At 72.1% G+C, this 12,429-nt stretch carries 13 protein-coding genes; 7 read left to right on the top strand and 6 right to left on the bottom strand.

Features of this window, described 5'->3' with window-relative positions; genetic code table 11:
• Positions 1 to 9: 9 nt before the first annotated feature.
• Positions 10 to 660: a hypothetical protein gene (locus tag ACNYC2_RS23220; RefSeq protein WP_419704051.1), complete on the top strand. Its 651-nt coding sequence runs from the start codon at positions 10 to 12 to the stop codon at positions 658 to 660.
• A gap of 34 nt (positions 661 to 694) precedes the next feature.
• Here the strand turns inward: ACNYC2_RS23220 and ACNYC2_RS23215 are convergent, their stop codons facing one another.
• Complete coding sequence (locus ACNYC2_RS23215; RefSeq protein ID WP_419704050.1) at positions 695 to 1,390, bottom strand: SDR family NAD(P)-dependent oxidoreductase; 696 nt, start codon at positions 1,388 to 1,390, stop codon at positions 695 to 697.
• Between the two features lie 139 nt (positions 1,391 to 1,529).
• Between ACNYC2_RS23215 and ACNYC2_RS23210 the strand changes: the two genes are divergently transcribed.
• Complete coding sequence (locus ACNYC2_RS23210) at positions 1,530 to 2,399, top strand: helix-turn-helix transcriptional regulator (protein ID WP_419704049.1); 870 nt, start codon at positions 1,530 to 1,532, stop codon at positions 2,397 to 2,399.
• Here the strand turns inward: ACNYC2_RS23210 and ACNYC2_RS23205 are convergent.
• Positions 2,371 to 3,123 carry an SDR family oxidoreductase gene (locus ACNYC2_RS23205; RefSeq protein WP_419704048.1) on the bottom strand — a complete coding sequence of 251 codons (753 nt, stop codon included), beginning with the start codon at positions 3,121 to 3,123 and terminating at the stop codon, positions 2,371 to 2,373. The two genes, ACNYC2_RS23210 and ACNYC2_RS23205, sit on opposite strands and share 29 nt — an antisense overlap.
• A 100-nt stretch (positions 3,124 to 3,223) precedes the next feature.
• Here ACNYC2_RS23205 and ACNYC2_RS23200 point away from each other — a divergent pair, with 100 nt between their 5' ends.
• From ACNYC2_RS23200 to nhaA, 3 genes are all read left to right on the top strand, one after another.
• A complete protein-coding gene (locus tag ACNYC2_RS23200; protein WP_419704047.1) occupies positions 3,224 to 4,051 on the top strand; it encodes a helix-turn-helix transcriptional regulator in 828 nt (275 codons plus the stop codon).
• 231 nt (positions 4,052 to 4,282) lie between these two features.
• On the top strand, positions 4,283 to 5,110 hold the full coding sequence (locus tag ACNYC2_RS23195) for a hypothetical protein (protein ID WP_419704046.1): 828 nt from the start codon (positions 4,283 to 4,285) through the stop codon (positions 5,108 to 5,110).
• A gap of 142 nt (positions 5,111 to 5,252) precedes the next feature.
• The gene (nhaA, locus tag ACNYC2_RS23190; protein WP_419704045.1) at positions 5,253 to 6,578 is read left to right on the top strand and encodes a Na+/H+ antiporter NhaA; all 1,326 of its coding nucleotides are present in this window, start codon (positions 5,253 to 5,255) and stop codon (positions 6,576 to 6,578) included.
• 203 nt (positions 6,579 to 6,781) lie between these two features.
• On the opposite strand, the gene ACNYC2_RS23185 is transcribed toward nhaA, so the two are convergent.
• Positions 6,782 to 8,821, bottom strand: a complete 2,040-nt coding sequence (locus tag ACNYC2_RS23185) for a BTAD domain-containing putative transcriptional regulator (RefSeq protein WP_419704044.1) — start codon at positions 8,819 to 8,821, stop codon at positions 6,782 to 6,784.
• A 44-nt stretch (positions 8,822 to 8,865) separates the two neighbouring features.
• Between ACNYC2_RS23185 and ACNYC2_RS23180 the strand changes: the two genes are divergently transcribed.
• On the top strand, positions 8,866 to 9,741 hold the full coding sequence (locus tag ACNYC2_RS23180; protein WP_419704043.1) for an alpha/beta fold hydrolase: 876 nt from the start codon (positions 8,866 to 8,868) through the stop codon (positions 9,739 to 9,741).
• A gap of 12 nt (positions 9,742 to 9,753) precedes the next feature.
• Here ACNYC2_RS23180 and ACNYC2_RS23175 read toward each other — a convergent pair whose 3' ends face one another.
• Both ACNYC2_RS23175 and ACNYC2_RS23170 read right to left on the bottom strand, forming a co-directional pair.
• A complete protein-coding gene (locus ACNYC2_RS23175; RefSeq protein ID WP_419704042.1) occupies positions 9,754 to 10,350 on the bottom strand; it encodes a DsbA family protein in 597 nt (198 codons plus the stop codon).
• Positions 10,351 to 10,354: 4 nt separating this feature from the next.
• Positions 10,355 to 10,921, bottom strand: coding sequence for a TetR/AcrR family transcriptional regulator (locus ACNYC2_RS23170; protein WP_419704041.1), 567 nt, complete (start codon positions 10,919 to 10,921; stop codon positions 10,355 to 10,357).
• A 137-nt stretch (positions 10,922 to 11,058) separates the two neighbouring features.
• Here ACNYC2_RS23170 and ACNYC2_RS23165 point away from each other — a divergent pair, with 137 nt between their 5' ends.
• Positions 11,059 to 11,901 (top strand): alpha/beta fold hydrolase, encoded by an 843-nt coding sequence (locus ACNYC2_RS23165; RefSeq protein ID WP_419704040.1) that lies wholly within the window; start codon positions 11,059 to 11,061, stop codon positions 11,899 to 11,901.
• Positions 11,902 to 12,026: 125 nt separating this feature from the next.
• On the opposite strand, the gene ACNYC2_RS23160 is transcribed toward ACNYC2_RS23165, so the two are convergent.
• On the bottom strand, positions 12,027 to 12,428 hold the full coding sequence (locus tag ACNYC2_RS23160) for a winged helix-turn-helix transcriptional regulator (RefSeq protein WP_419704039.1): 402 nt from the start codon (positions 12,426 to 12,428) through the stop codon (positions 12,027 to 12,029).
• Between the last annotated feature and the right edge of the window lies 1 nt (position 12,429).

The raw sequence follows: 12,429 nt of genomic DNA, 5'->3' as shown, positions 1-12,429 counted from the left end.
GCTCCGAGCGTGATTTCCTTCGAGACACTGCGTGACCTGCCACACCGCGAGGCGACCGGACGTCTGCTCGGCGACGGCTGGAACGTGTGCGGCATCGGGGACTGGGCAACGGTCTGGCGGTCTCCCGACGGGGCGCAGGTCGCCCGGGTGAGCCCGTTCGAGCCCGCCTACGAGGTCTTCGTGGAGCTGTGCCGCGGCCTCGAGGGGCATCCGCTCCTGCCCCGGATCGACTTCGACGCACCGCTGGGCGGCGGGGGCCGTCTCACGGTGCTCGAGTTCCTGCTGCCTGCCGACCGGGCGGAGGCGGCCGCCGTCGTCGGGCGCTGGGACGCCGCCGCGCCGGACGACCCGATCACCGCCGTCCGGGAGCAGGCCGAACAGCTGGATGCCGAGGCCGCGAGGTCCGTTCCGTTCTGGGGCGGGCTCGACCACAACCCGGGCAACGTCATGAGGAACGCCTCCGGCGAGGTCAAGCTCGTCGACCTCTTCTACGCCGCGGGCCTGGAGATCTACCGGGTCCTGCGGGAGGACCCGGCGAGGATCGCCGAGGCCTTCCCGCCGGACCGGCGCGAGTACCTCCTCGACATCGCGGCGGTGGCCCGGACGTCCACGCCGGACGAGATCGGGGCGCTCCGTACGGCGGCGGCCGGCATCAGCTGATGGCGAACGTCGGGCCGGCAGCCGCCACGCGGGGTCACCAGATGACGGGGCCCTCGTCGTCGAAGAAGCCGCCGGTCGGGCCGTCGGCGCCGATCAGGGCCATCCGGACGATGACCTCGGCGCCCTGCTCCACGGTCTTGTACCCGCCGTGGTCGTTGAAGTCGGTGGCGGTGTAGCCGGGGTCGACGGCGTTGAACCGGATGCCCGGAAACTCCTTGGCGTACATGGTGTTGACCATGACCAGCGCGGCCTTGGACGAGTTGTAGTCGAGGCGCGGCACGTGGAACTCCACGCGGCTGGGGTCGGTGACCGCCGCCAGCGAGCCCAGCCCGCTGCTGACGTTGACGACCACCGGGTTGTCGCTCTCCCGCAGCAGGGGCAGGAAGGCCCGTGTCACGCGCACCGGCCCGAAGACGTTCGTGTCGTAGACGTGCAGCATGTCGGCGCCGGTCACGTCGCCCGGGGTCTTCGGCACACCGGTGATCCCTGCGTTGTTGACCAGCACGTCGAGGTGGCCGGCCTCGGCGCGGACGGCGTCGGCGGCTGCCTGGACCGAGTCGTCGTCCGTCACGTCGAGCTGGACGAAGCGGCCACCGAGCCGCGCGGCGGCCGCCTTGCCGCGCTCCGGGTCCCGTGCCGCGACGTAGACGGTGTGCCCGGCCTCGATGAGGCGGCGGGCGGTCTCGTAGCCGAGGCTCTTGTTCGCGCCGGTGATGAGGGTTGTCGTCATGGTTCTTCGCTCCGAGCCGTTGGTGGTTCCTGCTGAGATCTCCACCGTCGTCCCTCCAGGCGTGGACAGACAGCGCCTCGTGCAGCCTGGGTACGGCCAGTACCAGGCTGTTCTCGTCCGCCCTCGATACGTTGGGGGCATGAGCGGATCCACGGAGCTGGGCAGCGCGCTGCGCGCGTGGCGCGACCGCACCGCGCCGGCGGAGGTGGGCCTGCCCTCCGGCGGCGTGCGGCGCGCCGCCGGGCTGCGCAGGGAGGAGCTCTCACAGCTCGCCAGCCTGTCCGTCGACTACATAGTGCGGCTGGAGCAGGGCCGGGCCACCTCGCCGTCGCCGCAGGTCCTGTCCTCGCTCGCCCGCGCCCTGCGGCTGTCCGACGCCGAGCGGGAGCACCTGTACGTCCTCGCCGGCCAGCCGGTTCCGGGCCCGGGCCACGTCTCCCAGGTCATCCCGCCGGGCGTCCGACGGCTGATCGACCAGCTCGACGGCGCCCCGCTGAGCGTGAACGACGCGGCCTGGAACGTGGTGCTGTGGAACCCGATGTGGGCGGCCCTGCTCGGCGACCCGACCCAGCTCTCCGAACGTGAGCGCAACCCGATCTGGCGCCACTTCGTGGGTCCGGCGTACCGCGTCCAGCAGTCCCCGGAGCACGGCGCCAGGTTCGAGGCGGCGATGATCACGGACCTGAGGGCGGCACGGGCCCGCTACCCGGCCGACGCCGGCCTGCTCTCCCTCGTCGAGGACCTCCGCGGCGCGAGCGCCGACTTCGCGCGGCAGTGGGACGCCGGGGTCGTGGGCGAGCACGTGTCGAACCACAAGACGGTCCTGCACCCCGCCGTCGGCCCGCTGGTCCTGGACTGCGACGTGCTCGCGGTGCCGGGCAGCGACCTGCGCATCGTCGTCTACACCGCGGCGGCCGGCAGCGAGGACGCCGACCGGCTGCGGCTGCTCGCGACCATCGGCACGCAGGTGCTCGGTCCGGTCAGCGCTGGGCCGCCGGGCGCACGATGATCTCGTTCACGTCGACGTCGGCCGGCTGGTCCAGGGCGAACGAGATCGCCCGGGCGATGGCGTCCGCCGGGATGAGGTTGCGGCGGAACGACTGCATGTAGGTCCGCGCCCCGGTGTCGGAGATGTGCTCGGCGAGCTCGCTCTCGACCGTGCCGGGCGTGATCGTGGTGACCCGGATGCTCGGGTCCGACTCCATGCGGAGGCCCTCCGTGATGGCCCACGCGGCGAACTTGCTGGCGGAGTACACGGCCGACGTCGGATACACCTCGTGCGCGCCGATCGAGGCGACCGTGACGACGTGCCCGCCGCCCTGCCGCCCGAAGTGCGGCAGCACCGCGGCGATGCCGTGCAGCAGTCCGCGCACGTTGACGTCGATCATCTGGTCCCACTCGTCCACGAGCAGCGCGTCGAGGCGGGACAGGGGCATGACGCCCGCGTTGTTCACGACGACGTCGATGCGCCCGTGTTCCTCGACGACCCGGTCCACGACGGCGCGCACGTCGTAGCGGTCGGTCACGTCGAGCCGGTGGGCGCTCGCCGCCCCGCCGTCGGCCCGGATCTTCTCCACCACTGCCTGGAGGCGGTCCGTCCGGCGGGCGCCGAGCGCCACGTGGTGGCCCTCCGACGCGAGCCGGAGCGCCGTGGCCTCGCCGATGCCGCTGCTCGCGCCGGTGACGAGGACGATCTTGCTGGTGCTGGTCCGGGTGTTCGTCTCTGTGCTCATGCCTCCAGGCTGCGCCGCCGCCCCGGGCCCAGGAAGGACGCCGTCCTCCTGGGTGCAGCACACCCTGGATACGTGCGGCGGGCCGAGTACCGTCGAAGACATGACCGCATCACCGCTCGGCGACTACCTGCGCGGCAGGCGTGCGCAGCTGACCCCGGAGGCGCTCGGCCTGCCCGTGTACGGGAGGCGCCGCGTCGTCGGCCTGCGGCGGGAGGAGGTGGCGATGCTGACCGGCGTCAGCGTGGACTACTACGTCCGGCTCGAACAGGGCCGCGAGGTGAGCCCGTCACCGCAGGTCCTGGACTCGCTCGGCGAGGTGCTGCGTCTGGACGACGACGGCAGGGAGCACCTCTACCGGCTGGCCGGGCTCAGCCCGCGGCCGGCGAGCCCCGCGGTGGTCGAGGAGGTCGACAGCTCGCTGCTGGAGCTCATGCTGTCCTGGCGGGACAGCCCGGCGATCGTGCTCGGGCGAGCCTTCGACGTGCTCGCGAGCAACCCGCTCGGCGAGGCCCTGTTCAACGGGTTCCCGTTCTCCCGGAACCTGACCCGCGCGACCTTTCTCGACCCTGCCGCGCGCACCTTCTACCCGGACTGGCACCGCGTCGCCGAGAACACCGTGGCCGGGCTCCGCCTGGCCGACGGGCTCACGCCCGGCAACCCGGTGATCCGCGCGGTCGTCGACGAGCTGCGCGTCAAGAGCCCGGACTTCGTGCGGATGTGGGACCAGCACGACGCCCGCGGCAAGCGTCTGACCAGCAAGCGTTTCCTGCACCCCGACGTGGGCCACCTGGAGCTGCGCGTCCACGCGTTCGAGGTCCGTGGCGCGCCCGGCCAGGAGCTCGTCGTCTACCACGCGACCACCGGCTCGCCGGCCGCCGAGGCGCTGGCGCTGCTCGGCACGATCGCCGCGACGAGAGCGATCGGCTGACAACGTCGGCGACATCGTGATCGGCGGCATAGCGTTGGCGCCCGGATTGTCGGGCAATGAGTCGAACAGGTGTACTCACCCGGTTTGCGACTAGTGTGAACTATGCGCGGTCTGATTCGATCTGCCAGGATCTTGTACGCACTTGGCGAGGGGCTGACCGTGAGTGTTGGTGGAATGAGACGCGCGACCAGTGCGCGGCTGGGAACTGCGGTAGCCATCGCGGTTACCCTCGTGGCAACCATGGGCGTGGGCGAAGCCGCACGTGCCGATGAGGTACCGCCAGTGGAGCGGATTGCGGCCACGACGACAGACGGCGTCGAGCACCAGGCGATGCCGGCGGCGGTCAATCGGCCGCCGTTCACGCCCACGGCGAAGACGATGAGGACCACGGTCTCGCCGACAGGTGCCGAACTTGCTTGTGTCACGGTGGCGTCGAATGCGACGCCGCTCCGAACCCAGCGGCCGTACCTGCAGGCGCGGGGGAGCGACCCGGACGGTGTGGACCCGTGGAACCAGACGGTGGAGCTGAAGTTCATCGTCGTCGACAACGCGACGAACGTTGCGCGGTGGACGTCGGGGTGGACGGGTCCCATGGCCAGCGGATCGACGCACCGGGTGCAGGTGGGAGCGGCGCTCTCGTCGCAACGTACGTACCGGTGGCGGGTGAAGGCCCGCGACTCGGCCGGCAAGGTGACCGGCTGGTCGGGTGATGCATGCATGATTCGCCCGGACACGACGGCCCCGAGAAAGCCGATCGTCAACTCGACCCTGTACCAGGAATACCCGGCGGGAGTCTTCGGCGGGATCGGTCAGCCTGGAACGTTTACCCTCCGTCCTAACGGTGCGAGCGACGTGGTTTCCTACAGCTATTCGTTCAATAACGGTGAGGTCTCCGGTACGAAGGCTGCTTCATCGATCGGGTGGGCCGACATCGCTTTCGCCCCCACCAATCCGGGGCCCAATTTCGTCGAGGTCAGGTCGAACGACTCCGCGGGGAACGGTTCTGCGGAGGTGCGGTACGAGTTCTGGGTGCGATATCCAGGGCGTGAGGTGCAGTGACGCCTCGACGAGGGCACATCCACCAGTTCGGGACGGCCGGTACCGCCATATCTGTCAAACTTGAGCCGTGACAGACCGGATCCCTACCGGCGTGCCGACCCGGCCGGGACCCCGGCCCAGGGTGGACATCCCGTATCCTCGCTTGTCCCCAGGACTGCGCAGCTACTTCGCCACTGAGGGCGGGGGAGCGACGCTCCTGCTCGCGGCGTCGGCCATCGCACTGGTCTGGGCGAACGTGGCGGGCGGCTCGTACCACGCGCTGTGGGAGATGCCCGTCAACCTCACGGTCGGCACCTGGGAGCTGCACCTCTCGCTGCACCACTGGGTGAACGACTTCCTCATGGCGGTGTTCTTCTTCGTGGTCGGCGTCGAGGTCAACCGCGAGCTCACCGTCGGCGAGCTGCGCACCTTCCGCGCCGCGTCCGTGCCGCTCTTCGGGGCGATCGGCGGGCTGGCCGTCCCGATCGGCATCTACCTGCTGATCAACCCGTCCGGCCCGGACGCGTCCGGCTGGGGTCTGCCGATGTCCACGGACACGGCGTTCGTCATCGGCGTGCTCGCGCTCGCCGGGCCACGCTGCCCCGACCAGCTCCGCGTCTTCCTGCTCACGCTGGCGATCTTCGACGACATCGGCGCCATCGCCCTTCTCGGCATCTTCTACTCCGACGCGATCTCCATGGGCGCGCTGGCGCTCGCGGCACTGCTCACGCTGGTCATGCTCGCGATGCGCTGGGTCGGCGTCTGGCAGATCCCGCCGTACCTGCTCGTCGGCCTGATCCTGTGGGTGGCGGTCCTCGAGTCCGGGCTGCACCCGACGCTCGCGGGCGTCCTCGTGGGTCTCTCGGTCCCGACCGCCCGCCGGGGGCACGACGACCAGGCGCGCCGAGATCTCGGGTGGTACTCGCGCGCCCTCATGGAGGACCTCGACCCGGCCCGCTCCCGCCTCGCCGTCAGCGCGGCGCGGTCGGCGGTCCCCACGAGCGACCGCATCCTCGACGCGTTGCACCCGGTCAGCTCGTACTTCGTCGTGCCGGTGTTCGGGCTGGCCAACGCCGGTGTCGCGCTCACCGGGGAGTCGATCAGCGCAGCCCTGTCCAGTCCGGTCACGCTCGGTGTGCTGGTCGGCCTCGTGCTCGGCAAGGGGATCGGCGTCTTCGCCGGCGCGATGATCGCGCTGATGACCGGGCTCGGCACCCTGCCCGGCCAGGTGCGCTACGGACACCTCGCCGGCGGTGCGTTCCTGTGCGGCATCGGGTTCACGATCGCGCTGTTCGTCAGCGAGCTCGCGTTCGACGACGAGGCGCTGATCAACGAGGCCAAGGTGGGCATCATCGTCGGGTCGATCCTGTCCGGCGTTATCGGCATCCTGGTCCTCCGGTACTTCGGCGACCGGCTGCCGCTCTGCTCGCCCCACGAGGCCAGCGGCCCGCCGCCGCTGCCGGACGGCGCCTGGCGCCCGCCGGCCTAGCGGTCGGCGCGTCCTGTCCGGGCGTTGGCGGTGCGGATCGCCGGCGTCCGGTGCCGAGTTCGGTCTGTTGCACAGGCGGCTCGTCTGAGATCGGTCGGTTGCTCTGAGATCGGTCGGTTGATTGACCGATCTCAGAGCAACCGACCGAAGTCGCCGAATTCGGTCAGTTGCCCGGCGGACCTACCGGCCAGACGCCGACGCCGTCAGCCATCGAGGAACGCCGCCAGCGCGTCCAAGTGATCCCGCACCGGACCGGCCGTAAGAACACCACTGCCCGCCGACACCTCGTCAGCCGCCGGGGTGAGCGCCGCCCGGGCCCGCTCGGCGACCCGCCGGTCGCCGACCGCGATCGCCGCCCGCCCGGCCAGGACCCAGAGCACCTCGGCGAGCAGGCCGGGCGAGGGGTCGGGGATACGGCGGACGGCGGCTGCGGCCTCGGCGTCCGCCCCGCGGGCCAGGAGCAGGTGCGGGCGGGCCCACGGCTCGTAAGGGCCCCAGCGGCTGCTGTCTTCTGCCGCGCTATCCGTTCCTGCGTCCCGGGTGGCGGTCTGGTGTGCCGCCTCGCCGTGGGCCGCCCCGCCGTGGGCCGCACCGCCGTCGGGCACTCCGCCGTCAGCCGGCAGGCCGTGCCACACCCGCAGGGCGAGCAGCGCCAGCGGGAGCAGCCCGTCCGCCAGCCCGGGCATGCCCGAACCGTCCAGCGATCCGGCCGCCTGCCGGTAGGCCTGCTCGGCGACCTCGACGGGTGCACCCGACGCCGCGACCCGCAGCGCTGCGAACCACCCCGTGAACACCGCGACCAGCGGCCGTTCGTACCGCACGCCGAGCACGGCGGTCTCGTCCGCGTGCGCCTTCGCCCCGTCGTGGTCCCCGAGGGCCGACAGTGCCTGCGTCCGCACCAGGTGCCCCAGGATCTCGAAGGTGCTCAGCCCGTGCCGGGCCGCCAGGGCCACCAGCTCCGCGCCGATCGCGTCCCGCTCGCGGGCCAGGCCCGTGCGCTCGAAGTGCGTCAGATACCGGCCTGCCAGGGCGAACGCGAGCACCGCCGGGTCGCATGCCCGCCGCGCGAGGGTCTCCGCCTGACGTGCGGCCTCCGGCCCACGCGGCCCGGGCAGCCCGCGCGACTCCATCGCGACGGTCGCCAGCAGCCTGGAGCGGACGGCGTCGGGCGCGCCCTCGGGAAGGGCGGCCAGGGTGCGCTCAGCGGCGGCGACCATCTCGGCGGCGGCGCCCGCGTCGTCGGACCGGGTCCAGGAGCCCGGCACGTCGAACGCGCCGATCACCCGGGCGGTGAGCTCCGGATCGCTGAGCTGCTCGGCCGCGCGGACGGCGGCCACCCGCTGCGAGCGGGCCGCCGTCAGGCCCTCGCCGCCGGACAGCGCCAGGGTGCGCAGGAGCGTCGCCGTCGACTCCAGACGGCTGCGGGCACCGGCGGCGACCACTCGCTCGTACGCGGAGGCGGTGTCCCGCCAGACGTCGTCGGGCGTGGCCACGTCGCCGCCGACGTCGTGCCGCAGCACCTGGCCCTCCAGCTCCGCGAGCCGCGGCCCCGGGTCGACGCCGAGCTCGTCGGCCAGCATCGCTCGCGCCCGGCGGAGCACGGCCAGCGCGTCCGCCTGCCGGCCCGACCGATACAGCGCGAGCGCGAGCAGGCGCCACGCCTCCTCCCGCCACGGATGCTCGGCAACGTGCGCGTCCAGACCCGGCACGACGTCGGCCGCGTCACCCAGCGCGATCCGCACCTCGGCGCGGCGTTCGGTGGCGACGAGCCGCAGTTCCGCCAGCCGGGCCCGCTCGGCGGCCGCCCACGGCTGGTCCAGCCCGGCGTACGGGGTGCCGCGCCACGCGCCGAGCGCCCGGTCGAGCGATGTCCGGGCGGCCGCGGGGGCCAGGTCGCGTGCCCCGGCCACCGCCGCCTCGAACGACCAGGCGTCCACGTCCACGCCGCGCAGCGCGTACCCCGGCCCGTCGGTCACGAGCAGCCGGGCGGGCGTGTGCGCCGTCCGCCCGGGCTCGAGGCCGCGGCGGAGCGCCGCGACGAACGTGCGCACGGCGGCCAGCGCACCCCGCGGCGGGTCCATCCACAGGTCCTGGACCAGGCGGTCGGCGGTCACCGTCCGGCCGCCCGCCGCGACCAGCCGCGCGAGGACGGCGCGCTGGCGGGGGCCGCCCAGCGCCGCCTCGGCGCCGTCGACCCACGCGGTGACCGGGCCGAGCACCCCTACCCGCACGTCCTTGCTCACCACTTGCTCATCACTTGCTCATCCACGTCCTGGAGATTCGGGGCATGACACAGAAGATCCCTGGGCTCGACCACCAGCGCGTCGCCGTGGGCGACGTCGTCCTCAACGTAGCGGTCGGCGGCTCCGGCAGCCCCGTCGTGCTGCTGCACGGCTTTCCGCAGACCCACCTCATGTGGCGCCACGTCGCCGCCGACCTCGTCCGTGACCACACGGTGATCGTCCCTGACCTACGCGGTTACGGTGCGAGCGACAAGCCCGCCGAGCTCGACCGCGACACCTACTCGAAGCGGACCATGGCCCAGGACGTGGTCGCCCTCGCCGCCGCGCTGGGCCACGAGACGTTCGCGCTGGCGGGCCACGACCGGGGCGCGCTCGTCGCGATCCGCGCAGGCCTGGACCACCCGGACCGGGTTACCCACCTGGCCGTCCTCGACGTCCTGCCGACCCTCGACATGTGGGACGTGCTGCACGGCGCGGACGCCGCCGTCGCGTTCCACCTCTACCTGATGGCCCAGCCGCCCGGCCTGCCCGAGCGGATGATCGAGGCCTCCGCCGACGACTTCTTCGGGTTCTTCCTCGACGCCTGGGGCACGGGCCCCGATGCGATCCCGGCCGACGTCCGGGCCGAGTACCTGCGCGCCTCGCGGGAGGCGGTGCCGTCGATAGTGGCGGACTACCGCGCGTCGGCGGGGATCGACGTCGAGCACGACCGGGCCGACCGGGCAGCCGGACGGCGGCTCGCCATGCCGGTCACCGTGCTCCAGCAGGACTGGGGCGCGGCGCTCGGCTACGACGCGGCGGGCCTGTGGTCCGCATGGGTCGCCGACCTGGAGCACCGGACGCTGGACGCGGGGCACTTCATGGCCGAGCAGTCACCGCGGGAGGTGGTGGCCCATCTGCGGGCGCTCCTGAAGCGATGACCAACGGTCGGGTCACCGGCGGAAGCGGGCGCGCTTGCGGGACATCGACATGGTGTCCCGCAGGTCGGTGACCGTGACGGCGCCCAGGTACGGCTCGCCGTTGATGAACAGCGTGGGCGTGCCGTGCACCCCGGCGTCGATGCCTGCCTGGTAGTCCTTGCGGACGGCGCCGGCGAACCGCTGCGCCGGGTCACCGATCAGGGCGCTGGTGTCGTCGAGGCCGAGCTGCTCGCCGTACCGGATGATCGACGCGTCGTCGAGGCTGTCCTGGTTCTTGAAGAGCAGACCCGCCATCGGCCAGAACGCCCCCTGGTGCCCCGCGGCCTCGGCCGCGAGGGCCGCCGTCAGCGCGTACGGGTGCGGCTCGAACAGGGGGAAGTGGCGCCACACCAGGCGGACCTGGCCCTCGGAGCCGTTGACGAGCTCGTGCAGCACGGGCTTGGCCGCACCGCAGTACGGGCACTCGAAGTCGCCGAACTCCATGATGGTGAACGGCGCCTCAGGGTTGCCGTACGCCCAGCGGAACGCGAAGTCACCCTCGTGGGGGCCGGTCTGCAGGGCGTACGGAAGGGCTCCCGGTCCGCCGCTGGTGATGTCGTCGGTCGTCATGTCCTCATCCTCTCGCAGTTGCTGCGTCCAGCAGGGTCTCGGCCGCGGCGCGGGCCTGGTGCGCGGCGTCCGGCGTGCCCGCGATGGCGGCGGTGGTCTGCGCGCCCTCGGCGAGGATCGCGAGCTGCGGCGCCAGGGTGGCGGGCGCGCCGGCGTCCGCCACGAGGCGGGCGACGTACTCCTGGAAGCTGCGCTTCTGCTCGCGGACGGCGTCCGCCACCGCCGTCGAGGACGCGCCCAGCTCGCCGTGCGTGTTGATGAACGCGCACCCGCGGAACTCCGGCTCGCGGAACCAGGCGTCGAGGAAGTCGAAGATGGCGAGGATGCGCTCGCGCGCCGACGTCGCCCGCTCCGACGCGGACGCGAGGCCCGAGTCCCAGACGGTCGTGCGGTGGTTGAGCACCGCGACGATCAGCTCGTCCTTCGAGGCGAAGAGCGAGTAGATCCGCTTGAGCGACACGCCAGCCGCCGTCCGCACGGCGTCCATGCCGACCGCCTGGACGCCGTGCGCGTAGAACAGCCCGTCGGCGGCCTCGATCACTGCCTCGCGAGCGGTCTTCTCGTCGATCATGCGATCTCACCCCACTTCTCCCTCCGCACGACTTGCGCGGAGAACGTTCGTTCTCTACTGTAGCGGATATCGGCAGAGAACGACCGTTCTCCGCCGGGCCACAGGATGGCAAGCGGGATTCAGGAGAGGAACACGTCATGGGTTTCATCACGGTCGGCACCGAGAACAGCACCACCACCGAGCTCTACTACGAGGACCACGGCACGGGGCAGCCGGTAGTCCTCATCCACGGCTACCCGCTGGACGGCAACAGCTGGGAGCGCCAATCCCGCGAGCTGATCGCCGCCGGGTACCGCGTCATCACCTACGACCGCCGCGGGTTCGGCCAGTCGAGCAAGGTCGGGGAGGGCTACGACTACGACACCTTCGCCGCCGACCTGGACGCGGTCCTGAACACCCTCGACCTGCGCGACGTCATCCTCGTCGGCTTCTCGATGGGTACCGGCGAGCTCGCCCGCTACGTGAAGAACTACGGCCACGAGCGGGTCGCCAAGCTGGCCTTCCTCGCCTCGCTGGAGCCGTTCCTCGTCGCGACCGACGACAACCCGACCGGCGTGCCGCAGTCGGTCTTCGACGGCATCCGCGAGACCGCCCACGCCGACCGCTTCGCCTGGTTCACGAACTTCTACCAGGACTTCTACAACCTCGACGAGAACCTCGGCAGCCGGATCAGCCAGGAGGTCGTGACGGCCAGCTGGAACACGGCGACGGGCAGCGCCCCGGTCGCGGCCTACGCCGTCGTCTCGGCCTGGATCGAGGACTTCCGGGCCGACGTCGAGGCGGTGCGCGCCGCGGGCAAGCCGTCCCTGATCCTGCACGGCACCAAGGACAACATCCTCCCGATCGACGCCACGGCCCGCCCGTTCCACAAGGCGTTCCCCGAGGCCGAGTACGTCGAGATCGAGGGCGCGCCGCACGGCCTGCTCTGGACCCACGCGGCCGAGGTGAACGAGGCGCTGCTGGCCTTCGTCAAGGCCTGACGCCGGCTCCCGGTGGGCGCGTAGCGTCCGACCGGGCGGCTGGTCGGCAAAACGTCAGGTCATCGGCAACTCGGGCTGCCGATGACCTGACCTTTTGCCGACCACAGGTTTCGGGCGTGCAGCGGTCAGCGGGGGAGCGGGCCCGTGTATGCGGCGCGGGCGGCCTCGACGTCCGCCAGGTGGGCGTCGCTCCACTCGCCCAGGGCGGCGAAGACGGAGTGGAGGCTGCTGCCGAGCCCGGTGATCTCGTACTCCACGCGCGGCGGTACCTCCGCGTAGATCCTGCGCTGCACCAGGCCGTCCCGTTCGAGCTGGCGCAGGCGCTGCGTGAGCACCTTCGGCGTCACGCCGATGCGCCGCTCCAGCTCGACGAAGCGCTGGGTGCCGTGGGCCTGAAGCACCCACAGGATCGGCGTCGTCCACCGGCTGAAGACAAGGTCCACGACCGGTGAGATGGGGCAGGCGGTGGCCGGGTCGTCGTCAGGCTGGGGCGACCACGTGCTCGTGGCGGTTCTGGCGTTCGGCATG

The sequence above is a fragment of the Promicromonospora sp. NFX87 genome (assembly GCF_048564965.1).
Classification (GTDB): domain Bacteria; phylum Actinomycetota; class Actinomycetes; order Actinomycetales; family Cellulomonadaceae; genus Promicromonospora.
The sequence above is the reverse complement of the archived record's forward strand: the minus strand, read 5'-3'. Positions and strand labels throughout refer to the sequence as shown.

Bases quoted from the DNA above. Each gene is read 5' to 3' on its own strand.
- ACNYC2_RS23215 (WP_419704050.1), bottom strand. From the start codon at position 1,390: ATGACGACAACCCTCATCACCGGCGCGAACAAGAGCCTCGGCTACGAG.
- ACNYC2_RS23210 (WP_419704049.1), top strand. From the start codon at position 1,530: ATGAGCGGATCCACGGAGCTGGGCAGCGCGCTGCGCGCGTGGCGCGAC.
- ACNYC2_RS23205 (WP_419704048.1), bottom strand. From the start codon at position 3,123: ATGAGCACAGAGACGAACACCCGGACCAGCACCAGCAAGATCGTCCTC.
- ACNYC2_RS23200 (WP_419704047.1), top strand. From the start codon at position 3,224: ATGACCGCATCACCGCTCGGCGACTACCTGCGCGGCAGGCGTGCGCAG.
- ACNYC2_RS23180 (WP_419704043.1), top strand. From the start codon at position 8,866: ATGACACAGAAGATCCCTGGGCTCGACCACCAGCGCGTCGCCGTGGGC.
- ACNYC2_RS23175 (WP_419704042.1), bottom strand. From the start codon at position 10,350: ATGACGACCGACGACATCACCAGCGGCGGACCGGGAGCCCTTCCGTAC.
- ACNYC2_RS23170 (WP_419704041.1), bottom strand. From the start codon at position 10,921: ATGATCGACGAGAAGACCGCTCGCGAGGCAGTGATCGAGGCCGCCGAC.
- ACNYC2_RS23165 (WP_419704040.1), top strand. From the start codon at position 11,059: ATGGGTTTCATCACGGTCGGCACCGAGAACAGCACCACCACCGAGCTC.
- ACNYC2_RS23160 (WP_419704039.1), bottom strand. From the start codon at position 12,428: ATGCCGAACGCCAGAACCGCCACGAGCACGTGGTCGCCCCAGCCTGAC.